Origin of the sequence: Robbsia betulipollinis (assembly GCF_026624755.1) — a bacterium.
Classification (GTDB): Bacteria; Pseudomonadota; Gammaproteobacteria; order Burkholderiales; family Burkholderiaceae; genus Robbsia; species Robbsia betulipollinis.
On record NZ_JAPMXC010000001.1, the window covers coordinates 2,342,984 to 2,365,150 of the forward strand.

The 22,167-nt window shown below is 66.5% G+C and carries 19 protein-coding genes and 1 pseudogene; 9 read left to right on the forward strand and 11 right to left on the reverse strand.

From position 1 onward, the window contains the following. The first annotated feature begins 41 nt into the window (after positions 1 to 41). Positions 42 to 617 carry a hypothetical protein gene (locus OVY01_RS10220; protein ID WP_267847329.1) on the forward strand — a complete coding sequence of 192 codons (576 nt, stop codon included), beginning with the start codon at positions 42 to 44 and terminating at the stop codon, positions 615 to 617. A 37-nt stretch (positions 618 to 654) separates the two neighbouring features. On the opposite strand, the gene OVY01_RS10225 is transcribed toward OVY01_RS10220, so the two are convergent. The 3 genes from OVY01_RS10225 to hemL are packed head-to-tail and all read right to left on the reverse strand — an operon-like array spanning position 655 to position 3,765. Beyond that, positions 655 to 1,284 (reverse strand): riboflavin synthase, encoded by a 630-nt coding sequence (locus OVY01_RS10225; RefSeq protein ID WP_267847330.1) that lies wholly within the window; start codon positions 1,282 to 1,284, stop codon positions 655 to 657. A 46-nt stretch (positions 1,285 to 1,330) separates the two neighbouring features. Next, positions 1,331 to 2,434, reverse strand: a complete 1,104-nt coding sequence (gene ribD / locus OVY01_RS10230; RefSeq protein ID WP_267847331.1) for a bifunctional diaminohydroxyphosphoribosylaminopyrimidine deaminase/5-amino-6-(5-phosphoribosylamino)uracil reductase RibD — start codon at positions 2,432 to 2,434, stop codon at positions 1,331 to 1,333. A gap of 32 nt (positions 2,435 to 2,466) precedes the next feature. After that, complete coding sequence (gene hemL, locus OVY01_RS10235) at positions 2,467 to 3,765, reverse strand: glutamate-1-semialdehyde 2,1-aminomutase (RefSeq protein WP_267847332.1); 1,299 nt, start codon at positions 3,763 to 3,765, stop codon at positions 2,467 to 2,469. Between the two features lie 169 nt (positions 3,766 to 3,934). Between hemL and OVY01_RS10240 the strand changes: the two genes are divergently transcribed. The 4 genes and pseudogenes from OVY01_RS10240 to OVY01_RS10255 all read left to right on the forward strand — a co-directional run. Next, positions 3,935 to 5,152, forward strand: coding sequence for a Bcr/CflA family multidrug efflux MFS transporter (locus OVY01_RS10240; RefSeq protein ID WP_349293506.1), 1,218 nt, complete (start codon positions 3,935 to 3,937; stop codon positions 5,150 to 5,152). A 124-nt stretch (positions 5,153 to 5,276) separates the two neighbouring features. Then, positions 5,277 to 6,872, forward strand: coding sequence for a glucose-6-phosphate dehydrogenase (zwf, locus tag OVY01_RS10245; protein ID WP_267847334.1), 1,596 nt, complete (start codon positions 5,277 to 5,279; stop codon positions 6,870 to 6,872). Between the two features lie 14 nt (positions 6,873 to 6,886). Next, entirely contained in the window at positions 6,887 to 7,597 is a 711-nt protein-coding gene (gene pgl / locus OVY01_RS10250; protein WP_267847335.1) for a 6-phosphogluconolactonase, read from the forward strand. A 4-nt stretch (positions 7,598 to 7,601) separates the two neighbouring features. Then, a pseudogene (locus OVY01_RS10255) lies at positions 7,602 to 8,630 on the forward strand (glucokinase); the annotation flags it as partial. A gap of 112 nt (positions 8,631 to 8,742) precedes the next feature. On the opposite strand, the gene OVY01_RS10260 reads toward OVY01_RS10255, so the two are convergent. The 6 genes from OVY01_RS10260 to OVY01_RS10285 all read right to left on the reverse strand — a co-directional run bounded on the left by OVY01_RS10260 (position 8,743) and on the right by OVY01_RS10285 (position 14,249). Beyond that, on the reverse strand, positions 8,743 to 9,744 hold the full coding sequence (locus OVY01_RS10260; RefSeq protein WP_267847336.1) for a hypothetical protein: 1,002 nt from the start codon (positions 9,742 to 9,744) through the stop codon (positions 8,743 to 8,745). Between the two features lie 309 nt (positions 9,745 to 10,053). Further along, a complete protein-coding gene (locus OVY01_RS10265; protein ID WP_267847337.1) occupies positions 10,054 to 10,821 on the reverse strand; it encodes an ABC transporter ATP-binding protein in 768 nt (255 codons plus the stop codon). Positions 10,822 to 10,836: 15 nt separating this feature from the next. Beyond that, positions 10,837 to 11,550, reverse strand: a complete 714-nt coding sequence (locus OVY01_RS10270; RefSeq protein ID WP_267847338.1) for an ABC transporter permease — start codon at positions 11,548 to 11,550, stop codon at positions 10,837 to 10,839. Beyond that, complete coding sequence (locus tag OVY01_RS10275) at positions 11,547 to 12,236, reverse strand: ABC transporter permease (RefSeq protein WP_267847339.1); 690 nt, start codon at positions 12,234 to 12,236, stop codon at positions 11,547 to 11,549. Before OVY01_RS10275 ends, OVY01_RS10270 begins: the two co-directional genes overlap by 4 nt. 99 nt (positions 12,237 to 12,335) lie before the next feature. Next, entirely contained in the window at positions 12,336 to 13,109 is a 774-nt protein-coding gene (locus OVY01_RS10280; protein ID WP_267847340.1) for an ABC transporter substrate-binding protein, read from the reverse strand. Positions 13,110 to 13,568: 459 nt separating this feature from the next. After that, positions 13,569 to 14,249: a Spy/CpxP family protein refolding chaperone gene (locus OVY01_RS10285; RefSeq protein WP_267847341.1), complete on the reverse strand. Its 681-nt coding sequence runs from the start codon at positions 14,247 to 14,249 to the stop codon at positions 13,569 to 13,571. A 241-nt stretch (positions 14,250 to 14,490) separates the two neighbouring features. Here OVY01_RS10285 and OVY01_RS10290 point away from each other — a divergent pair, with 241 nt between their 5' ends. Further along, positions 14,491 to 15,213 (forward strand): response regulator, encoded by a 723-nt coding sequence (locus OVY01_RS10290; RefSeq protein WP_267847342.1) that lies wholly within the window; start codon positions 14,491 to 14,493, stop codon positions 15,211 to 15,213. Beyond that, positions 15,194 to 16,561 carry an ATP-binding protein gene (locus OVY01_RS10295; RefSeq protein ID WP_267847343.1) on the forward strand — a complete coding sequence of 456 codons (1,368 nt, stop codon included), beginning with the start codon at positions 15,194 to 15,196 and terminating at the stop codon, positions 16,559 to 16,561. The genes OVY01_RS10290 and OVY01_RS10295 overlap by 20 nt, the downstream gene beginning before the upstream one ends. 28 nt (positions 16,562 to 16,589) lie before the next feature. On the opposite strand, the gene OVY01_RS10300 is transcribed toward OVY01_RS10295, so the two are convergent. Beyond that, on the reverse strand, positions 16,590 to 16,856 hold the full coding sequence (locus OVY01_RS10300) for a hypothetical protein (RefSeq protein ID WP_267847344.1): 267 nt from the start codon (positions 16,854 to 16,856) through the stop codon (positions 16,590 to 16,592). A gap of 440 nt (positions 16,857 to 17,296) precedes the next feature. Here OVY01_RS10300 and OVY01_RS10305 point away from each other — a divergent pair, with 440 nt between their 5' ends. Further along, complete coding sequence (locus OVY01_RS10305; RefSeq protein WP_267847345.1) at positions 17,297 to 19,135, forward strand: ABC transporter permease; 1,839 nt, start codon at positions 17,297 to 17,299, stop codon at positions 19,133 to 19,135. Between the two features lie 5 nt (positions 19,136 to 19,140). Beyond that, positions 19,141 to 20,496: an ABC transporter ATP-binding protein gene (locus OVY01_RS10310; protein ID WP_267847346.1), complete on the forward strand. Its 1,356-nt coding sequence runs from the start codon at positions 19,141 to 19,143 to the stop codon at positions 20,494 to 20,496. Between the two features lie 104 nt (positions 20,497 to 20,600). Here the strand turns inward: OVY01_RS10310 and OVY01_RS10315 are convergent, their stop codons facing one another. Beyond that, complete coding sequence (locus OVY01_RS10315) at positions 20,601 to 21,674, reverse strand: sigma-54 interaction domain-containing protein (RefSeq protein WP_267847347.1); 1,074 nt, start codon at positions 21,672 to 21,674, stop codon at positions 20,601 to 20,603. Positions 21,675 to 22,167 lie beyond the last annotated feature (493 nt).

A 22,167-nucleotide genomic window follows, 5' to 3' on the forward strand; every position in this document is an offset into this window, starting at 1 on the left:
CGAAAATGCGTGCTCATCGCAGGTCTAACCACGGAAATCGCATGAAAAAGGGCTGGTGGTGGTTCGCACTGGTGGCCGTCGCGGGTATCGGGGCGGCCTGGTTCGCGCTGGTCTATCGGGATCCGCTGTTCCGGATCAAGCCGGTGCGCGAGCACCTGCTCGACACGCTGCCGGTGACCGGCACCGCGCGGTTTCGCGACGAGGCGCCGGGCGAGGAGGGGGCGTTGTGCGGACAGGTCACCAACGTCAACGGTGGCCGGCGCATCGGCGACGGGCCGGGGGCCGGGTCGAGGGCCGGGTCGGGGCCGACAGCCGACGCCGGCCAGCGGCTGGTGGCGCTGGATCCCGCCCGATGGCGTCGCTTCATCGTCGTGCCGTCGGTGCCGGCGTTCTACGTGGAGGGACTGGCGCCCTGGGGTCTGTCGCTCGACGGCCGGAAAATCGCGATCGACGCCGCCGATCTGGAACAGGAGCGCCTGGGCTTCGTCGAGCAGTACGATGCGGCCGCCGGGATCGATGGCATCGACGCGAATCGCACCGCCGAGGAAATCGCCATCAAGACGCTCGACGAGCATTTCGAAGGGCGCTGGTCGCAATACTGTCCCACCCACCCGTAGGGCGTCGCGGCGCTTTTCAGCCCGGCCCAGCCCGGCCTCAGTCCTGCTTCGGTGCGCTCAGGATGCGCTCGACGTAGCGGGCGATCTGATCGATCTCGAGGTTGACCCGCGCGCCCGGCGCCAGATGCTTCAGCGTGGTGGCGGCGATCGTATGCGGAATCAGGTTGATCGAGAACGCGCAGCCGTCCTGCGCGGTGTCGTCGACCGCATTGACCGTGAGACTGACGCCGTTCACGGTGATCGAGCCCTTGTACGCCAGATAGCGGCCGATCGCGCGCGGGGCGACGATGTCGAGACGGTAGGATTCCCCCACCGGTTCGAAGCGCACCACCTGGCCCAGGCCGTCGATGTGTCCCGACACCAGGTGGCCGCCCAGGCGGTCGTTCGCGCGCAGCGCTTTCTCGAGATTGACCGCTCCCGGTCGCGCCAGGCCGACCGTGAGCGACAGGCTCTCCTGCGAGACGTCGACGGCAAAGCGCCGCGTTTCCCGGTCGAGCGTCACCGCGGTCATGCAGGCGCCCTCGATGGCGATGCTGTCGCCCACCGCGACGTCGTCCAGCGGCAGATCGCCGGCGTCCACGGTGAGGCGCATGCCGGCCTCGGGGCCGGCGCCGAGCGGGGTGACGCTGTCGATACGGCCGATCGCCGCGACTATGCCAGTAAACATATCGTTGATTCCATCGTTGGCTATGTAAGCGGGTTCCAGGCAGGCGTCAGGACGGCCAGCGCGCGAGAATGCGCAAGTCGTCGCCGACCCGGTCCACCGCGTGGAAGGCCAGTTGCCGGCGCTCCGCGAGCGACGCCGGCGGCGCCAGGTCGAACAGGCCGAACCCCTGGCCCAGCAGGTTCGGCGCGAGATACAACAGCCATTCGTCGACGCAGCCCTCGCGGATCATGGAGCCGCTCAGCTTCGCGCCGGCTTCCACGTGCAGCTCGTTGATGCCGCGCTCGCCCAGCACGTTCATCAGCGCGGGCAGGTCGACCTTGCCCTGCGGGTTGGGCAGCGCGATCACCTCGGCGCCGCGTTCGCGCAGCGCCGCCGCGCGTGGCGCGGCCTCGTCGGCGTCCGAGGCACACACGATCAGGGGCGGCGCGCCGTCGAGCAGTCGCGCCGTCAGCGGCAGGCCGAGCCGGCTGTCGACCAGGATGCGCAGCGGCTGGCGCGGCGTCTCGACCGCGCGCACCGTCAGTTGCGGATCGTCCTGCCGCGCGGTGCCCATGCCGGTGAGGATCGCGCAGGCACGCGCGCGCCATGCGTGGCTGTCCGCGCGCGATGCCTCGCTGGTGATCCACTGGCTCTCGCCACCCGGCAGCGCGGTGAACCCGTCGAGCGACGCGGCCGCCTTCAACCGCACCCAGGGGCGTCCGTGCGTCATTCGCGAAACGAAGCCGATGTTCAACTCCCGCGCCGGGCGTTCGAGCAGCCCGCAGCGCACATCCACCCCGGCGGTGCGCAGCATGTCCAGGCCGCGCCCGGAGACGCGCGGGTTCGGGTCCTCCATCGCGGCGATGACCCGCGCGATGCCGGCATCGATCAAGGCCTTCGCGCAGGGGGGCGTGCGGCCCACGTGACTGCACGGTTCGAGCGTGACGTAGGCGGTCGCGCCCAGCGTGCTGGCGCCGCGCGCACGCGCGTCCTTCAGCGCCTGGACCTCGGCGTGATCGAAGCCCGCCGGCTGCGTGAAGCCCTCGCCGACGATGACGCCGTCGCGCACCAGCACGCAGCCCACGCGCGGGTTCGGCGTGGTGCTGTACATCCCTTTCTCGGCGAGCAGCAGCGCGCGCTGCATGTAGGCAAAATCGGTTTCGGAGAACATGCCGGCCTGTGGGTGGAGAGGGGGGGCGCGTTTCAGCGCGCTGGCGCGCCCTCGGCGAGCGCGGCGAATGCGGCCCGCGCGGCATGCGCCGTGGCATCGATGACCGCGTCGTCGTGCTGGCTGGAGACGAAACCCGCCTCGAAGGCCGAGGGCGCGAAATAGACGCCGGCATCCAGCATATGGTGGAAGAAGGCGTTGAACAGCGGCGTGCCGGCGGCCTGGATGTCGCTGAAACGCTGCGGCGCGTGCGCGGCGAAATACATGCCGAACATGCCGCCGACGCTGGCCGCGTTGAACGTCACGCCGGCTTCGCGCGCCGCGTCGGTGAGCGCGGTGGCGAGCTTGGCGGTCTGCTCGCCGAGACGCGCGTGAAAGCCCGGCGCCTGGATCAGTTTCAGCGTCGCCAGGCCCGCCGCGACGGCGACCGGGTTGCCCGACAGGGTGCCGGCCTGATAGACCGGGCCGAGCGGCGAAATCTGCGCCATGATGTCGCGACGCCCGCCGAACGCGGCGGCCGGCATGCCGCCGCCGATGACCTTGCCCAGGCAGGTCAGGTCGGGCGTGATGCCGTACAGCGCCTGCGCGCCGCCCAGCGCGACGCGGAAACCGCACATCACCTCGTCGAAGATCAGCACGGCGCCGTGCTGCGTGCAGCGCTCGCGCAGCGCCTGCAGGAACGCGGTCGTGCCGCGCACGAGATTCATATTGCCCGCCACCGGTTCGACGATGACCGCCGCGATTTCATCGCCGAACGCCGCGAACGCCTCGTCGAGCTGCTCGACGTTGTTGTATTCGAGGACCGTGGTGTGGTGCGCCGTGTCCGCCGGCACGCCCGCCGAGGTCGGATTGCCGAAGGTCAGCAGGCCCGAGCCGGCTTTCACCAGCAGGCTGTCCGCGTGGCCGTGATAGCAGCCCTCGAACTTGACGATGCGGTCGCGCCGCGTGAAGCCGCGCGCCAGACGCAGCGCGCTCATCGTCGCTTCGGTGCCCGAGGACACCATGCGCACCTGTTCGATCGAGGGCACGAGCTTGCGGATTTCCTCGGCGATCTCGATTTCCGCCTCGGTGGGCGCGCCGAAGCTGAAGCCGTCGCCCAGCACCCGCTGCACCGCCTCGATCACCGCCGGATGCGCATGGCCGACGATCATCGGACCCCAGGAGCCGATGTAGTCGATGTAGCGCTTGCCGTCCGCGTCCCAGAAATAAGGGCCGTTGGCGCGCTGGATGAAGCGGGGCGTGCCGCCCACCGAGCCGAAAGCGCGCACGGGCGAGTTGACGCCGCCCGGAATGCTGTCCAGCGCGCGGGTGAAGAGTTCTTGGTTACGGGACATATCGGATCTGGTTACCTGAGAGCGGCGAATCCTTAAATTGTACCGTACGGCAATATCGGCGTTGGCGACGCGGGCATATACGCGGGCATATAATCGGCCGCTTCGTTCGTCGCGGTCCCTTGCCGCGCGTTCCCTGTTCGCGCTTTCCTATCCGTCCTATCCGGTTACCATGCCCGCTCATCTGGCCACTCCCGTCGGCAACGCGCGACGCCTGCTCTACCTGCTGGGCGCGCTCGCCGCCTGCGGACCGCTCTCGATCGACATGTATCTGCCGGCGCTGCCGTCGATGGCGGCGCAGTTCGGCGTGGCCGAGGGGCTTGCGCAAGCCACGCTCACCACTTTCCTGGTGGGTTTCTCCGTCGGCATGCTGCTCTATGGGCCGCTCTCCGACGCCTACGGCCGCCGTCCGGTCCTGCTGGCAGGCGTCATCCTGTACGCGGCCGCGTCGCTGTGCTGCATGCTGGCGCCCACCATCCTGTCGCTGGCGTCGCTGCGCTTCGTCCAGGCATTGGGCGCGGGCGCCGCCTCGGTGCTCGCGCGCGCGATCGCGCGCGACGCCCATGCGCCCGCGGACGCGGCGCGGGTGCTGTCCTTCCTGCAGATCGTCACCTCGGTCGGCCCCTTGCTCGCGCCGTTGATCGGCGGCCAGTTGCTGCTGCTGGGCGGCTGGCGCGCGGTGTTCGCGGCGCTGACGGCCTATGGCGTGCTCAGCGCGGTGCTGGTGGCGCGCCGGATACCCGAGACCTGGCCGCGCGCGAAACGCCGTCAGGCGGCGCTCGCCCATTCCTTCCTGGCGTATGGACGCCTGCTCGCCGATCCGACCGTGCTCGCGTATCTGCTGTGCGGCGGCATGTCGTTCGCGGCGATGTTCGCGTACATCGCCGGCACGCCGTTCGTCTACATCGATTATTACCATGTCTCGCCGCAGCGCTATGGCTTCTTCTTCGCCGCGAACATCGTCGGATTGGTCGGCGGCAACTTTCTGAACGCGCGCTGCGTTGGCCGGCTGGGTACCCTGACCCTGATTTCGTGGGCGTCCGCGATCGCGTGCGGTGCGGCGTTGCTGACCGGTCTGGCCTGCCTCACCGGCTGGGGCGGGCTGCCGCTGCTGGCCACGGCGCTGTTTTTCGTGGTCGGCACGACGGGGATACTGGGGGCGAACTGCGTGACCGAGCTGATGCACCGCTACCCCCATAACGCGGGCGCGGCGGCGGCGCTGTTCGGCGCGGTCCAGTTCGGGCTGGGGGCGCTGTCGGGCAGCGTGCTGGGGCTGTTGTCGAACGGGACGCCGCTGGCGCTGGGTGGCGTGATCGCCGCGTGCGGGATCTGCATGCTCGTGGGCCGCGGCCTGCTGCGGCGGCTGCACGGCCGGCCGGTGAAGGCCTGAGCGCACGGGCGCGCCGCGCGGATTAAATATGGCGGTAAGTCGCGGCTGCACGCGCCGCGTCGACGATTTGTCGGTAAACTGCGATGAGACGCTACATTCCAACCCACCAACGGGCGACGCAGTTATGCAAAGCGACAAAAAAAGCGACAAGCAGAACGACAAGGCAGGCGACAAGGCAAGCGACAGGCACCACGACAAGACGGGCGACAGGGCAAGCGGCAAGCAGGCCGACAAACAAGCCGACAAGCAGAGCGCCGGCCGCGACGAGAGCACGTTCACTTTCGTGCTGTTCGGCGGCACCGGGGATCTGGCCATGCGCAAGATCCTGCCGGCGCTGTACCAGGCGCATCGCGACAAGCTGATCGACGCCTCGGGCCGGATTCTCGCGGTGGCGCGTGCCGCGCCCGATCTTCCCGGCTACCTGGAGTGGGTCGAGGAGAACGTGAAGCCGAAGGTGCCCAAGGCCGAGTTCAACGACGACGACTGGCGCGGTTTCCTCGAACGCATCGCCTACGTGCAGCTGGATGCCACCCAGCAGGCCGATTTCGTCAAGCTCAAGGACACGCTCGAAACCTACGGCGGTACGCGCGTTTTCTATCTTGCGACCGGCCCGTCGCTGTTCGTGCCGATCTGCGAGGCATTGGCCGAGCAGCAACTGAACACCCATGCCCGCATCGTGCTGGAAAAGCCGCTCGGGTACGATCTGGAGTCGTCGAAAGCGATCAACGACGCGGTCGGTGCGATCTTCCAGGAAGAGCAGATCTACCGGATCGATCATTACCTGGGCAAGGAGCCGGTGCAGAACCTGCTGGCGCTGCGCTTCGGCAATGCGCTGTTCGAGCCGCTATGGCGCCGCGAGTGGGTCGAAAGCATCCAGATCACGATCGCCGAGCAGTTGGGCGTGGAAGCGCGGGGCGACTTCTACGACCAGGTGGGCGCGCTGCGCGACATGGTGCAGAACCACCTGTTGCAGTTGCTGGCGATCGTTGCCATGGAACCGCCGCATGCGCTCGATTCCTCCGATAGCGTGCGCGACGAGAAATTGCGCGTGCTGCGGGCGCTCAAGCCGTTGAGCGCGAGCGACATCTCGAAGGTGGCCGTGCGCGGTCAGTACGCCTCGGGCGTGGTGCGGGGCGAATCGGTGCCGGCCTACGCGACCGAGAAGGGCGTGAAGGAGGGCAGCGAAACCGAAACCTTCGTCGCGCTCAAGGTGGAGATCGAGAACTGGCGCTGGGCGGGCGTGCCCTTCTTCCTGCGCACCGGCAAGCGGCTGGCCGAGCGGACCGCGGAGATCGTCGTCAATTTCCGCCCGGTGCCGCATTCGGCGCTGGGCCCGGGCGCCCTGCGCGCCGGCGCGAACCGGATGGTGATCCGCCTGCAGCCGCACGAGTCGATCCGTCTCTACTGTCTGGCGAAGCAGCCGGGCGAGGGCATGCAGGTGCAGAGCGTCTATCTGGACCTCGATTTCGACCAGTTCTTCAAGGGCAACCGGATGGAGGCCTACGAGCGCCTGCTGCTCGACGTGATCCATGGGCGGCTGGCGCTGTTCGTGCGGCGCGACGAACAGGAGGCGGCATGGCGCTGGGTCGAGCCGATCATCGACGAATGGGCGACCTCCGGCAAGAAGCCGAAGGCCTATGCCTCGGGCACATGGGGACCGGCGGCCGCCAGCGCGATGCTCGCGCAACACGGCACGTACTGGTTCGAGGAAGAAAACTGAGGAGCGCGTCGCACATGATCGATTTCCACGCATTCGACACCGCCGACGCGCAGGCCGAGGCGCTCGCGCGGGCGGTCGCGCAAGCCTTGCAGGACGCGCTGAGCGAACGTGACGCCAAGGCGGGCGTCGGCGAAGTCACCACGGCGCGGGTGACGCTCGCGGTCTCCGGCGGCAAAAGCCCGGTGACGTTTTTCACGCACCTGTCGCGCACGCCGCTCGATTGGGCGCGGGTCGACGTCACGCTGGTGGATGACCGCTGGTTGCCCGAAGCGCATGCCGACAGCAATGCGCGCATGGTGCGCGAGACGCTGCTGCAAAACGCGGCGGCCGCGGCGCGCTTCGTGCCGCTGGTGGACGCGACGCGCGATCCCGCGCAGGTCGTCGCCGCTCTGAACCAGAGCAGCGCGCCCGCTTTGCCGGATGTCGCGGTGCTGGGCATGGGCGAGGATGGTCATACCGCGTCGATCTTCGCGGACGCCCCGGAGTGGGAGCACGCGACGACGACGCGCGAGCGTCTGGTCGTCGTGCATCCCGGCAGTGCCCCGCATGCGCGCATCAGCTGGTCGCTGCACGCGCTGCAACACATCAACACACTATTTCTACAAATTGGCGGCGAGAAGAAGCGTGCGGTCCTTGATGCTGCGGCAGCGCTGCCGCAGCACAATGCGATCTCGCGCCTCGCCGTGGACGGGGGAGTCACGATCGATGTTTATTGGTACGCCTGAGGGTATGCCCGAGCGCCAGGGCGGGCAGGCAGCGGCAACGGGCACGCCGCACGCGGACGGCCCGCGCCTGCTGGCGGATATCGGCGGCACGAACGCCCGTTTCGCGCTGGAAAGCGCGCCGGGCGTGATCGGCGCCATCCGCATTTACTCGTGCACGGATTTTCCGGGCATCGTCGAGGCCATCCAGCGCTTCTATGCCGATACCGACGTGGATGCGGGACAGCCGGTGCTGCATGCGGCGGTGGCGATCGCCAATCCGATCGACGGCGATCTCGTCGCCATGACGAATCACGACTGGCGGTTCTCGATCGAGGCGACCCGGAACGCGCTCGGGCTGCGCACGCTGAAGGTCGTCAACGACTTCGCCGCGCTGGCGCAGGCCGTGCCCGCGCTGGATGTGCGGCAGCGTCGTCAGTTCGGCGGCGGGCATGCGCAATCCGACGGCGTGATGGCGGTGCTGGGCGCCGGCACCGGGCTGGGCGTGGCGGGGCTCGTGCGGGCCGACGCGCGCTGGATCGCGCTGTCGAGCGAAGGCGGTCATGCCAGCTTCTCGCCGCTGGACGCCCGCGAAGACGCCATCCTCGCGTACGCGCGCGCGAAATGGGGCCATGTCTCGTTCGAACGCGTGGCGTCGGGCCCCGGGATCGAATTGATCCATACCGTGCTCGCGCAGGGCCGCGCAGCCGCGCAGCCCACCGACACCGCCGCGATCGTGCAGCGCGCTGCCGAGGGCGATGCGCTGGCGCTCGAAGCCATCGACGTGTTTTGCGGGATCTTGGGTAGCTTCGCCGGCAACGTCGCCATCACGTTCGGCGCGCAGGGCGGGGTCTATGTGGGCGGCGGCGTCGTGCCGAAGCTCGGCGAGCGTTTCTACGCGTCGGCGTTCCGGGAACGATTCGAGCAGAAGGGGCGTTTCGACCAGTATCTGGCGAACATCCCGACCTATGTGATCACCGCCGACAATCCAGCCTTCATCGGTGCGTCCGAGATCCTGACGGCCGCGCTGGCCGGCGGCGGCCGGTCCGCCGCCGTTTGAGAACAAACCGGCTTCCTCCCGCCGGCCGTGGCGGGCATGCTGTCGGATTCGATCGACCGTTGTGGCGGCATCGTCCCGAGCCGCGGCGGGCAGCCACTCGGCGCGGCGATCATGCACGCCCGGTTCGCCGATCGCCCGAGTCCTTCCTCGCCACCTGGATCGCCTCCCTTACCCTGGCCCGCTCGGGCATGGAAAGGTGTCGGATCATGGTATCGATGGGGTAGTCGGGCACCCGAGCGATCAGGCGCGCCAGCGAACGCAACAAGGTGTCCTGATCGGGTGGCGCGGTGTCCGTCATGACGTAATGGCACATCCCATGGCACAGGTCCTTCATTCGCCGGTGACCGTCCCGGTGATCCGCCGACAGCGTCTCCATGGCACCGAGCATGACGCGGCAGGCTTGCAGCCGGGTCGCCGCGGGCAGATTTCTGATGACGGGAAGGAGTTCTTGCAACAGGTCGGCGCGGGCCCGAGAAGGGTGCGCGCCGATCGCGCTGACGAAGCGTTCGAAGCGTTCGAAGCGTTGTGGCTCGGTCAGTTTCTGCAGCCCGCTCGCGAGTCTCTTCAACGCCTTCGATTGCCTGTCCAGCGGTTGTCCGAGAACCTCGTCCAACAAATGATCGTGCGCTTCGGCGTTGATGGGTGTGGGCAACTTCGAGACGCCCGAAGCGAGGACCTCGAGGATGGGCAACCGATGTCCGACCGGAACGGCCGCCATCGCCACGCGAATGTGGCTATATGCCTGGATCTGGTCTATCGCTTCGCCCTCGTGCAGTGTGCTCGCTTGGTCCTCCAACACCCGCGCCGCCGCCGCGTACGGGGCGTCCCGCAGGCTGTCCCGCAATCCGGTGATGGTGTTCGGGCGCCCGCGTGGGTGGAGGGAGGTCGGGGGGGCAGGCGGGGCGTCGTTGCCGAGCAAGCGGGCGAGAGCGCCGGTGTCGGTCTTTCGCGTGCCGGTCGTTCGCGTCGTATGAGCTGCAAGACGTGCGCTGTCGATCTCCCCGGAGATTGCCGGATAGATCGATTTTGCCGTATTGCCAAACGCCAGGACTTCCCTGCCTTCGAGATGCGTCGCGATACGGCTGAGGATTTCCGACGGCAACAGCGGCAAGCTCGCGCGCCGTCCGGATCCGGATCCGGGTGCCGGCTTGGGCGCCGCCGCGCGCTGCGTCGGCAGTCCGGCCAGTTCACCGGAGACGCTGTGCGTCGATGCCTGGCTCCCGCGACGGCTCGGCCCGGCGGATTCGTCAGATGGTGCGGTGGAGGGTAAGGACGACGGGGACGATCTGACGCGCTCCATGGCAAAAGGCTTCCAAATCACGTCAATCTAACGAAAGAGCAGCCGGCGATCTGGTGAAAGCCGAAGCGGTGCGTCGATTCCCGCAGGGGAAGCTCAGGTCCCGTCGGCGCGCGGGAACGCCTATTTGAGACTCCCCGACAGGAACTGCCGGAGCCGCTCGCTGCGCGTTTCCGAGAAGACCGCCTGCGGGCTGCCTTCCTCCTCGATCCTGCCCTGATGCAGGAAAACGACGTGGTTCGAGACGTTGCGCGCGAAACTCATCTCGTGCGTGACCACCACCATCGTGCGGCCTTCCTCGGCCAGCGTCTGCATCACCTTCAGCACTTCCCCCACCAGTTCGGGATCCAGCGCCGACGTGGGCTCGTCGAACAGCATCACGTCCGGTTCCATCGACAGCGCGCGGGCGATCGCCACGCGCTGCTGCTGGCCGCCGGACAGATGCGACGGATACTTGCGTTCCATCTGCGGGCCGAGACCGACTTTCTCGAGATAGCGACGCGCGCGCTGCTGCGCCTCGGCACGCGACAGGCCGAGGACGTGGATCGGGGCCTCGGTCACGTTCTCCAGCACCGTCATGTGGGCCCAGAGGTTGAAATGCTGGAACACCATTGCCAGCCGGCTGCGAAACGTTTGCAGCTGGCGCGCGTCGACCACCCGCAGGGCGCCGTCCCGGGTCGGGGCCGTGCGGATTTCCTCGCCGTCCAGCAGAATCCGGCCGGCGTTCGGCTGCTCCAGGAAATTGATGCAGCGCAGGAAGGTACTCTTGCCCGAGCCGCTCGATCCGATGATGCTGGTGACGTCGCCGGCGCGCAGCTTCAGCGAAACGCCTTTGAGAACTTCCTGCTCTCCATAGCGCTTGTGCAGGTCGTCAACGATGAGTTTGTACATGGGTCGGTCGGGCGGTCAGTTCGATTGCGGTTGGAGATAGGCGAGCCAGCGTCGCTCCGCACGCCGAAACAGGTAGACGAGGGCGAACGAAATCACCAGATAGAACGCCCCGGCGATCGTAAACGACTGGAACGTCATATAGGTCGCCGAATTCGCGTCGCGGGCGATTTTCAGGATGTCCGGGACGGTGGCCGTGAAGGCGACCGTGGTCGCATGCAGCATCAGGATCACTTCGTTGCTGTAATAGGGCAACGCGCGCCGCAGGGCCGAGGGCAGGATCACGCGGCGGTACACGGTGAAGGACGACATGCCGTAGGCGCGCGCCGCCTCCACCTCGCCGCTGGGCGTCGCCTTGATCGCGCCGGCGAAGATCTCGGTCGTGTACGCGCAGGTATTGAGCGTGAAGGCCAGCAGCGTGCAGTTCATGCCTTCGCGAAAGAACGCGTTCAACGCCGGGGTGTCGCGCACCACATGCAGACTGTAGAGACCGGTATAGAACAGCAGCAGCTGCACATAGAGCGGCGTGCCGCGAAACACATAGGTGAACAGCCAGACCGGCGCGCGCAGCCAGGGCTTGGGCGAGACGCGGGCGATCGCCAGCGGGATCGACAGGCAAAAGCCGACGCTGATCGAAAAAACCAGCAGCCACAGCGTGATGACGAGGCCGGTGTATTGAAAGCCGTCCGAGTAGAGGAAGGGCTTCCAGTAATCGTGGAGGATCTGGATCATAGGTCCGCCTTTCTGACACCCACCGAATACCGGCGTTCGAGGAAGATCAATACCAGGTTCGAGAGGGTCGTGATGCCCAGATACACGCCCGCCGCGACGAGCGTGAACAGGAAGAAATCGAGGCTGCCCTTGCCGGCGTCCTGCGTCGCCTTGACCAGATCGGCGAGGCCGATGATCGACACCAGCGCGGTTGCCTTGACGATGACCTGCCAGTTGTTGCCGATGCCCGGCAGCGCGTGCCGCATCATTTGCGGAAACAGGATGCGCCTGAACGTCTGGAACGGCTTCATGCCGTACGCCAGCGCGGCTTCCTGCTGGCCGCGCGGCACGGCCATGAAGGCGCCGCGGAAGGTTTCGGTGAAATAGGCGCCGTAGATGAAGCCGAGCGTCAGCACGCCGGCGAGAAACGGGTCGATGTTGAACTGGTCGAGGCTCATCCAGTCGGTGAGCGTATTGAGCCAGATCTGAATGCCGTAGAACAGCAGCAGCATCAGGACGAGATCGGGCACGCCGCGGATCAGCGTGGTGTAGACGGTGGCGAGCGCGCGCGCGGCGCGGTTGCGCGACAGCTTGCACGAGGCGCCGATCAGGCCGATCACGATCGCCGTGATCAACGACAGGACGGCCAGCTGGACCGTTTGCCAGGCCCCTTGCAGGATGACCGGCCCGTAGCCATACAAAAACATGGGGACTTCCTTCGCGGTATGGCGGTAAAAGCGTCGGCGCGCGGCCGCCGGAACAGAGGGGCGACCCCGCCGGATCGACCGCGCGCCGCCATCCGACGATCAGTGGCCGTAGATGTTGAAGTCGAAATACTTCTTCGCGATCTTGTCGTAGGTGCCGTCGGCGCGGATGGCCTTGATCGCCGCGTTGAACTGCGTGCGCAGGTCGTCGTCGCTCTTGCGCAGGCCGATGCCCGCGCCGTCACCCAGCGTCTTCTTGTCGTCGATGCTGGCGCCGGCGAACGCGAAACCCTTGCCGCGCGGCGTCTTCAGGAAGCCGATCGAAGCCTGCACCTCGTCCTGGAACGATGCGTCGATGCGTCCTGCCACCAGGTCGGCATAGGCCTGGTCCTGGTTCTGGTACGGCACCAGGATCACGCCCTTGGGCTGCCAGTAGGTCTTGATGTAGGTTTCCTGGATCGTGCCCTGTTCGACGCCCACGCGCTTGCCCTTGAGGGACTCGACCGTCGGCATCAGACCCGAGCCGTCTTTCGCGATCATCCGCGACGGCGAGTTGAACAGTTTGTCCGAGTAGGCGATCTGTTCCTTGCGCTTGTCGGTGATCGACAGCGAGGAAATGATGGCATCGATCTTCTTGACGTTCAGCGCCGGAATCAGGCCGTCGAAATCGTTCTCGACCCATTCGCACTTCGCATGCATTTTCGCGCAGAGCGCATTGCCCAGGTCGATATCGAAACCGATCAGCTGACCGCTCGGAGCCTTCGACTCGAACGGGGCATAGGTCGGATCGACACCGATACGGATGTTCTTCCATTCTTTTGCGCTAACCCCGGTGGCGACGAGCGCCATGGCAATACATACGGCGAGTTTTTTCATTGGATCCTCGTTCTAGCAGCGGTCTTGGAGCCGGGCGATCGTGTGCCCGGCGGCCCCATTCTAGGCAATCAAAAACATCAACGGTACGCGGTTCGCACGTCCGTTCGATTTCGGGCGAGGTCGCGAGAGCGGCCGTCATCCCGTTCTTTCACGGTATGGGAGCGGGATGACGGGGCGCATTTTAACCTGATCGGCACGCGATCGGCTGTTACCTGAGGGAGGCATGCACTTTTACCGGCGCGTGATCAGGTCCCCGATCCAAAAGGAACGGGGCGATGGGCGGGTAAAAAACAGGTGGCAAGGAGATGCGCGGCGCCTCCCCGGCGCGCTTGCGGCAATGCACGAGTAGGCCGGGATGACATGGCGCACGAGGAACGCGGGAGAGGGGCGCCCTGGGGAGGCGTTCCCGCGGAATCGTCCCCCCGGCCCGGGATGCAGCGCGGGGAACGGGGCGGAGGGTCAGTCGGCCGGTTGCGGCGGCGGGGCGTCGCCAGGCGGCGGGCCGTCGGGCGGGCCACCTTGCGGGCCGCCGTGCTTGTGGGGGTCGTGCTCCGGGCCGCCCGGCATCGGTCGGCCGTCATGCGGCCGATGATGCATCATCCGCTGCCACTGCTGCTTGATCTCGGTGCTCACGAGCGTCTTCTGCGGATCGCTCAGGCTGTTATAGAACGTGATCCAGTTCTGCTCGGTGTCGGCGCGCAGCGTCTGCTCGCGTGCAGCGTTCTGCGCATGCGTGGCCTGCAGGGCGCTCAAGTCGAGGATCGGCTGCTGTGCCGCGGCTTCCATCTGCTTGCGCATTTCGTCGTGATTGGCATGCATCGCCATGAAATTGTGCTGCGTGTTCATGCGCGCCTGATTCCAGGCCTGTTCCTGCGCGGGGGTCAGTTTCAGCTGATCGTGCAGCCGCTGCAGCACGTGCGCGAGCCACGGGCCGCCCGGCTGTCCCATCGGACCCGCGCCGTGCGGGCCGTGCGGGCCGTCGGGATGGCCCGGGCCGCCCCAGTGACCATGGGGGCTGCCGTGCGGCGGCGCGACGTCCGATGCGGCGGTCGCCTCCGCGGCGTTCGGCGCAGCGTGCGCGCCGAACGAGGCGGCAAGCGCCACCGCCGCGACGACCAGTGCTTTGCGGGTCTTGAACATGCGCAATTCTCCTTGTGAACGTTGGCGACGATGATTCGTTGTGTGAATCGCCTGGTGAATCCTTACGTCTCGTCGCTTTCGGCAAGCGTAAAAGCTTTCAGCGGGGACGGGTGTTACCGTATCGCCTTTTTGATTACTGCGGTTTACGGCGCGGGGTCGATCCGGCGCACGGGTAATATGCAGTAACCACTTGCCCTGCGGCCCAGGGTCCTCCGCCACCAAAAACTCGTAGAATCCCGCCATGGCTACCCAGATACTTATCGTCGACGACGACCCCGAACTGCGCGACCTGCTGCGCGACTATCTCAACCGTCAGGGCATCGAGGTCTCCGTGCTGCACGATGGCGGCGGACTCGAGCGCCGCCTGGAGCGCGAACGCCCCGATCTGATCGTGCTCGACCTGATGATGCCGGGCGTGGACGGCCTGACGGCGTTGCGCCAGTTGCGCGGTGCCGGGGACGACATCCCGGTGATCATGCTCACGGCGCGCGCCGACGACGTCGACCGCATCGTCGGCCTCGAACTGGGCGCCGACGACTATATCGGCAAGCCGTTCAATCCCCGCGAGCTGCTGGCGCGCATCCAGGCCGTCCTGCGCCGGCGCCGCAATGTCCCCAGCGCCGCGCCCGAGCAGCGCGCACCCTATGTGTTCGGCCGTTTCTCGCTCGATTTCCAGGCACGCACGCTGAGCCGGGAAGGCACCGTGCTGCCCCTCTCGGGGGGCGAATTCGCGCTCTTGAAGGTATTCGTCTCGCAGCCGATGCGCACGCTCGCGCGCGAGCGGCTGCTCGAGCTGCTCCACGGCCCGGAGTACGACGGCACGGACCGCGGCATCGACGTCCAGGTCTGGCGGCTGCGCCGGATCCTCGAACACGATCCGTCGGTGCCGCGCTTCATCCAGACGGTGCGCGGTCGCGGTTACGTGTTCGTCCCGGAAGGCGATCGTGAAGCCAAGGGGACTTAATTCGCTGTTCGGCCGGCTCGCGGCGCTGGTCATCGTCGTCCTGTTGCTGCCGCATTTCGTCTGGTATGCGCTCGTCAACGTGGAGCGCAGCGAAATGCGCAGCCACTACGCGGTCGAGGAAACGCGCTTTCTGATCGAAGCGGTGGAGCAGCACGTCGCCAGCGGGTCGACGGAGCCCCTGCCGTGGCGGCTGCGCACGGTGCCGCTCGCCGGCCCGGGTGTGCCCAGCGGCCGCACGCCGATCGTGCCCAATCTGCGCGCCTTCATCGCGGAGCTGACGGAGCGTTTGCCGGCCGGCACGCAGATCCGCATGCCGGAAGATGCCGGCAAGGCGCGCGATCCGCTCATGTGGGTGCTGCTGCCCGAGCAGCCGAACTGGATCGTGATGGCGGTGCGCCCACGGGCGCCGCCCCGTCCGGAAGGCGACCGGATGCTGATCTGGCTGATCGCGAGTTTTTCCGCGGCCGTGCTGTTCGCGTTATTCGCGGCATGGCGCCTCCAGCGTCCGATCCGCAAGCTGGCGACCGCGGCCGCGCGTTTCGGTCGCGGTCGCGACGTACCGCCCGTCGTCGAGGAAGGGCCACAGGAATTTCGGATGCTCACGCGGCGTTTCAACCAGATGGTGGCGGATATCTCTCGCAACGAAAGCGATCGCGGCATCATGCTCGCAGGCGTCGCGCACGACCTCAAGGCGCCGCTCTCGCGCCTGCGGCTGCGTGCGGAAATGGTCGACGACGAAAAGCAGCGCAACGGTTTCGTGCGCGATGTCGATTCGCTTACGCATATCGTCGACCAGTTCCTCGTGTTCGCGCACGACGGCGCCGATCAGAGCCCGCTGCAATCGGTTAATGCCCACTGCCTGCGGTACGCGCGCAATTTCCACAGCGCCTGGCCGGAGCGCGCGCCCTTGCGCCTGGATCTGCAGGCGCGCGACGACTGCGAACTGAGCGCCGCGACGCTTGACCGCCTGCTGTCGAATCTGATCGAAAACGCCTACCAGTACGGCGCGCCGCCCGTGACGATTTCCACGGGCGCGGTGACCGAAGCGGCGTTGCCGGGCGCGCTGCCATCTCGCGTCGCGCACGAGCGGGAGGACGGAGCGGGCCCCGTTATCACCTCCGGATGGTTCGTGGCGGTGTCGGATGAAGGCAACGGCATTCCGGAGGCGGAGCTGGGTTCGGCGAGCCGGCCCTTCGTTCGGCTGGACCCGGCGCGCGGTGGGAATGCGCACTGCGGTCTCGGGCTGGCGATCGTCGAACGGCTCGCCCAGCGCGCTGGCGGACAGTGCGTTCTGTCGAACGGGCCGGCCGGGGGGCTGCGCGTGGAATTGCGCTTCCGTGCGGGATGAGGTCCCGCCTGAATCGGAGCGTGGGGTCTCAGTCCGAGAACAGCGTGTTCAACGCGGTGGCGGCATCGCTGTCGACCGTGTTGTAGGTCACGCTGGAGGTTTCGAAAATGTAATGGGTCGCGTACTTGCCGATCCGCTGGATGATCTGTTCCTGAATGACCTCGGGAACCGCGTCGAGTTTCAGATACCAGGCCGTGGATGACAGGCGGGTCTGCTGCGCGCCGTATTCCGCCATGATCTGATCGCATTCATGGGCATCCTGATCGCGACACACAATCACATAGTTGCCTTTCATTTTCGTCTCCTGCATCAGCATGATGGGAAGCCGATGATACCGCGTCCCGGTACCTGCCGGCGAGTGGGCGGAAGGCGGACCCGAACCACCCGGCATTGCGTACGCAATCATCGGCTGGCGGCGGAAAAACGGACGGCGGTGACGCATTTCCCCCGGAAAGCGGCCGAAACCACCGGTAAACGGTTGCGCGGGGTTGTGCGTGAAACACAGGTTGGTGTAGTGTCGGTCCGTCGCCGAACGGCGCCGCCGAACGCCGCGCCGCCGTGGCGAACGCGCGCCGCCATCGCGCACGTTCGCCACGTTCGGCAATCACGCCCACCGCTCGACAGGACAGTCATTCGCATGTCACCGATTCGTACCTTACACGGCTTGCCTTCGCGTCCGCCACGCCTGTCTTCGGCGCGGGGTGGGGAGCGGGCCGCGCGCCGGGAGCCCTTCTGATGCGGCAGACCCCGGAGACCCTGAGCGGTGCGAACGTCTCGGCCTGGCGCCTGCGGCCGAACCGCTGGGATTTCGTCGCTTTTCCGATGATCCTGGGCCTGCTGGCCATGGCCGCCGTGGGCTTTCATCAAACCCTCGCGCCCATGTCCACGCTGGCGGCCGAGCCGATCTCGCTCGATCCGTCGCGTCTGCCCGAATACGCGTTGCGCACCACGTTGCGCATGCTCGCCGCGATGATCGCCTCGCTGGTGTTCACGCTGGCCTATGGCACGCTGGCCGCCAAGAGCCGCCGCGCCGAGAAGATCCTGGTGCCGATCCTCGATATTCTGCAGTCGGTGCCCGTGCTCGGTTTCATCTCCTTCACCGTCACGTTCTTCCTGGCGTTGTTTCCGGGACGGGTGCTGGGCGCGGAGCTGGCGGCGATCTTCGCCATCTTCACCAGCCAGGCCTGGAACATGACGTTCAGCTTCTACCAGTCGTTGCGCACGGTACCGCGCGATCTGGACGAGGTCTCGAAGAATTTCCAGCTGACCGCCTGGCAGCGTTTCTGGAAGCTCGACGTGCCGTTCTCGATGCCGGGACTGGTCTGGAACATGATGATGAGCATGTCCGGCGGGTGGTTCTTCGTCGTGGCCTCCGAGGCCATCACGGTCGGCAACCACACATTCGCGCTGCCGGGCATCGGCGCCTATCTGGCGCAGGCGATCGACGCGCAGAATACCCGGGCGATCGGCTGGGTCATCGTCACGATGGTGGTCGTCATCCTGCTTTACGATCAATTGCTGTTCCGGCCCCTGGTGGCCTGGGCGGACAAATTCCGCATGGAAACGACGGGCAGCCAGCATCAGCCGCATTCTTGGCTGCTGGATCTGATCCGCAAGACCCGGCTGATCCATCAGTTGCTGGTCCCGGCCGGATGGGTACTCGCCACCCTGGCCCGTTTGCCGGTGAAGCTGCCGCTGCCGGCGCGGGTTACCGCGTGGCTCGGCAGCGGACGGGAAACGACTGCCGCGCTGGGCCGGGGGCTGGAGCGCGGGCTCGAACGCAGGCTGGGGCGCAGGGCGGGCCAACGGCGCCGCCTGCGTCTGTCGACGCGTGCGGTCGACCTCCTGCTCGCGGCCGTCCTGCTGGGCATGACCCTCTATTTCGGCTGGCGCGTCGTCCATTACATGTCCGCGACGGTGAGTCTGCACGATGTGCTGCACGTGTTCGGGCTGGGTCTGATCACCCTGTTGCGCGTGTCCGTGCTGATGTTGCTGGCATCGCTGGTGTGGGTGCCGGTGGGCATCCTGGTGGGCCTGCGCCCGGCGCTGGCTGAAAAGGTTCAGCCGCTCGCGCAATTCCTGGCCGCATTCCCGGCGAACCTGCTGTTTCCGGTCTTCGTCATCGTGATCGTCCGTTATCATCTGAACGCGGACATCTGGTTGTCGCCGCTGATCGTGCTGGGCACGCAGTGGTACATCCTGTTCAACGTGGTGGCGGGCGCATCGGCCTTCCCGAACGATTTCCGCGAGGTCGCCACCAACCTGCGCATCCGCGGCTGGCAGTGGTGGTTCAAGGTGATGTTGCCGGGCGTGTTTCCGTACTACATCACGGGCGCGATCACTGCCTCGGGCGGCGCGTGGAACGCCAGCATCGTCGCCGAGGCGGTATCGTGGGGCAATTCGAAGGTGGTCGCGCATGGTCTCGGCGCCTATGTCGCCGAGACGACGGCGGCCGGTGATTATCCGCACATCATTCTCGGCATCGCCGTGATGTCCCTTTATGTCACGCTCTTCAACCGGCTGCTGTGGCGCCCGCTGTACGCCTATGCCGAGACGCGTCTTCGCTTCGACTGAAAACCATGGCTGATTCCATTCCCACTCCGTCTCTCTCGTCCACGCCACGTGCCGCGGTCGCGCCGGATGCGGCGCCGGCCCAGGAAATCCTGCGGGTCGAACATGTCTCGCGCGGGTTCGACAAGACGCAGGGCGAGTTGCTGGTGCTCGACGACGCCAACCTGACGCTGTCCAACGGCGAGATCGTCGGATTGCTCGGCCGCTCGGGCTCGGGCAAATCCACGCTGCTGCGCATCATCGCCGGCCTGATCAAGCCCACCAGCGGCAAGGTGACCTATCTGGGCAAGACGCTGGAAGGCCCGGCCGCCGGGGTGGCGATGGTCTTCCAGACCTTCGCGCTGTTTCCGTGGCTGACGGTGTTGCAGAACGTGGAGGCGGGGCTCGAGGCGCAGGGCGTGCCCGCACGCGCGCGGCGCGAACGCGCGCTGGCGGCCATCGACCTGATCGGCCTCGACGGCTTCGAGAACGCCTATCCGCGCGAACTCTCGGGCGGCATGCGGCAGCGCGTCGGTTTTGCGCGCGCGCTGGTGGTCGATCCCACGGTGTTGCTGATGGATGAGCCGTTCTCCGCGCTCGACGTGCTGACCGCCGAAACCCTGCGCACGGACCTGCTGGATCTGTGGACCGACAACAAGCTGGCGATCAAATCCGTGCTGATCGTCACCCACAACATCGAGGAAGCGGTCTTCATGTGCGACCGCATCCTGCTGCTGTCGTCGAACCCGGGCAGGGTGATCGCGGAAATCAAGGTGCCGTTCAAGCATCCCCGCAACCGGCTCGATCCGGCGTTCCGGCGGCTGGTCGACGACATCTACGCGAAGATGACGACCCGCGGCGGCGCGGATGCGATGCGCAAGAACGAATTGTCGCTCGGCAGCTGGTTGCCGCATGTGTCGACGAATCTGATGGCGGGTTTGATCGAGACGCTCGCGGCGGCGCCTTATAACGGCAAGGCGGATCTGCCCGAGATCGCGCGCAGCCTGCATCTGGAGGTCGACGATCTGTTCCCCGTCGCGGAGGTGCTGCAAAACCTGCACTTCGCCGAACTGCGGGAAGGCGACATCCTGCTCACGTCCGCGGCCAAGGTGTTCGCCGACTACGGCACGCAGGCGCGCAAGATGCTGTTCGCCGAGCATCTGCTGCGCAACGTGCCGCTGGCGGCGCGGATCAAGAAGGTCCTGAACGAGCGCCCCGGCCACCGGGCGCCGCGTGTGCGCTTCGAACAGGAGCTGGAGGATTTCCTGTCCGACAGCGCCGCCGAGGAAACGCTCGACGCCGTGATCAACTGGGGACGTTACGCGGAGATCTTCTCCTACAACGACCAGGCCGAGACCTTCAGTCTCGAGGATGTGGAAAGCTGAACGGCGCGACGCGCCCCGGTCTGGCGCGACCCGGTCTGGCGCGACCCGGTCTGGCGCGACCCGGTCTGGCGCGACCCGGTCTGACGCGCTTTAGTCGTTGAAGCTCAGGAAGCCGTACCGTCGTCGGGAGCACCGCCTTCGACTTCCGCCGCCGTTTCTTCGTAGCTGCCAAGACGGTTGTACAAGGTCTTCAGACTGACGCCGAGTGCCTTGGCCGTCTTGCGCTTGTCGCCGCCGCAGTGTTTCAGCGTCGCCAGGATGATCTGGCGCTGCGCGTCGACCAGTGGCGTGCCGACCCAGATACTCATCGCGTCGCCCTGGGTGATGGGCCGCTTGCCCCGGCTGTTCAAATGCGGATGCGGCAGCTCGACGGTTTCCTCGGCGAGGATGTACGCGCGATAGACCGCATTCTTCAATTCCCGCACATTGCCGGGCCAGGAATATCCCCGCATCGTCTCGATGGCACGTTTCGAGAAAATCTTCGTCGTGCTGTGCTGCGTATTGAGTTTGGCGAGAAAATGCTCGGCGAGAAGTTCGCGGTCGTTCTCGCGCTCGCGCAGCGGCGGCGCGCGCAGCGGGAAAACCGCGAGCCGATACATCAGATCTTCGCGCAACCCGTTTTCCTTGACCGCGGTCGCCGGGTCGCGATTCGTCGCGGCCAGGATGCGTACGTCCGACACGACTTCCTCGCTGCCCCCCACCCGGAAGAAACGGCCGGTTTCCAGCGCCCGCAGCAGTTTCACCTGGCGCACCGGCGCCATTTCCGTCACTTCGTCGAGAAAGATCGTACCGCCCTTGGCGTGTTCGAAATAGCCGACGCGCGCCTGCGCCGCGCCGGTGAAGCTGCCGCGTTCGTGCCCGAACAGTTCCGCCTCGATCAGGTTATCCGGGATCGCCCCGCAATTGACGGCGATGAAGGGCGCGTCGCGGCGTGCACTGAAATCGTGGATCGTGCGCGCGATCAATTCCTTGCCCGTGCCGCTTTCGCCGATGATCAGCGCGGTGGCGTCCGTCCCCGCCACGCGTTCGATTTGTTCGTACAGGGACAGCATCGCGTCGGAGCCGCCGAACAGCGCTCCATACGATTTCAGTCCGCTGGGTTTGCTGGCGGCGCGCTTGCGCGCGGGCGGCGTTTCCCCGACAGGTGAAGCAGTACGATCGGGATCAGTCGACGACATAAATTTTTCCGTATAGAGCCTTGAATAGCTGTTGCCTCGGCTGCTATCCGCGTTACGCCACAAGGGTGCAGGCGGCAAGCGTACCGGCATCGCGTCATGCTAACCGATCCACGCCAGACACGACAGCGACATAAAGCGCTCCCTGTGGAGCATCCCTGTGGAGCATCCCTGTGGAGCATCCCTGTGGGGCATCCCTGTGGGGCATCCCTGTGGGGCATCCCTGTGGCATCCCTGTGGCAGTGCGAGAATTCGGCGGCCATGCCGCTTCGGCCCTTACATCGCTTCAGTAAAAATTACGTCCATGCGGAACGCGATGTGAGCGGTAAGCTTTGCTCGCGCGGCATTTTTGCCTGGCACGGAAGGTGCTAATTTACTCGTGCTAAATTACTCGCTGAGACGTCCCGAAGCGTTTGCTTCTGTCACGCGATCGTCACGACCGACGCGTCGGCGCCGGAACCGGTGACGATGCCGCGGGCAGGGCGATGATTCAGGC

What these genes read in the sequence shown, in the direction of transcription:
- OVY01_RS10220 (WP_267847329.1), top strand. Translation starts at nt 42, where the DNA reads ATGAAAAAGGGCTGGTGGTGGTTCGCACTGGTGGCCGTCGCGGGTATC.
- OVY01_RS10225 (WP_267847330.1), bottom strand. Translation starts at nt 1,284, where the DNA reads ATGTTTACTGGCATAGTCGCGGCGATCGGCCGTATCGACAGCGTCACC.
- ribD (WP_267847331.1), bottom strand. Translation starts at nt 2,434, where the DNA reads ATGTTCTCCGAAACCGATTTTGCCTACATGCAGCGCGCGCTGCTGCTC.
- hemL (WP_267847332.1), bottom strand. Translation starts at nt 3,765, where the DNA reads ATGTCCCGTAACCAAGAACTCTTCACCCGCGCGCTGGACAGCATTCCG.
- OVY01_RS10240 (WP_349293506.1), top strand. Translation starts at nt 3,935, where the DNA reads ATGCCCGCTCATCTGGCCACTCCCGTCGGCAACGCGCGACGCCTGCTC.
- zwf (WP_267847334.1), top strand. Translation starts at nt 5,277, where the DNA reads ATGCAAAGCGACAAAAAAAGCGACAAGCAGAACGACAAGGCAGGCGAC.
- pgl (WP_267847335.1), top strand. Translation starts at nt 6,887, where the DNA reads ATGATCGATTTCCACGCATTCGACACCGCCGACGCGCAGGCCGAGGCG.
- OVY01_RS10265 (WP_267847337.1), bottom strand. Translation starts at nt 10,821, where the DNA reads ATGTACAAACTCATCGTTGACGACCTGCACAAGCGCTATGGAGAGCAG.
- OVY01_RS10270 (WP_267847338.1), bottom strand. Translation starts at nt 11,550, where the DNA reads ATGATCCAGATCCTCCACGATTACTGGAAGCCCTTCCTCTACTCGGAC.
- OVY01_RS10275 (WP_267847339.1), bottom strand. Translation starts at nt 12,236, where the DNA reads ATGTTTTTGTATGGCTACGGGCCGGTCATCCTGCAAGGGGCCTGGCAA.
- OVY01_RS10280 (WP_267847340.1), bottom strand. Translation starts at nt 13,109, where the DNA reads ATGAAAAAACTCGCCGTATGTATTGCCATGGCGCTCGTCGCCACCGGG.
- OVY01_RS10285 (WP_267847341.1), bottom strand. Translation starts at nt 14,249, where the DNA reads ATGTTCAAGACCCGCAAAGCACTGGTCGTCGCGGCGGTGGCGCTTGCC.
- OVY01_RS10290 (WP_267847342.1), top strand. Translation starts at nt 14,491, where the DNA reads ATGGCTACCCAGATACTTATCGTCGACGACGACCCCGAACTGCGCGAC.
- OVY01_RS10300 (WP_267847344.1), bottom strand. Translation starts at nt 16,856, where the DNA reads ATGAAAGGCAACTATGTGATTGTGTGTCGCGATCAGGATGCCCATGAA.
- OVY01_RS10305 (WP_267847345.1), top strand. Translation starts at nt 17,297, where the DNA reads ATGCGGCAGACCCCGGAGACCCTGAGCGGTGCGAACGTCTCGGCCTGG.
- OVY01_RS10310 (WP_267847346.1), top strand. Translation starts at nt 19,141, where the DNA reads ATGGCTGATTCCATTCCCACTCCGTCTCTCTCGTCCACGCCACGTGCC.
- OVY01_RS10315 (WP_267847347.1), bottom strand. Translation starts at nt 21,674, where the DNA reads ATGTCGTCGACTGATCCCGATCGTACTGCTTCACCTGTCGGGGAAACG.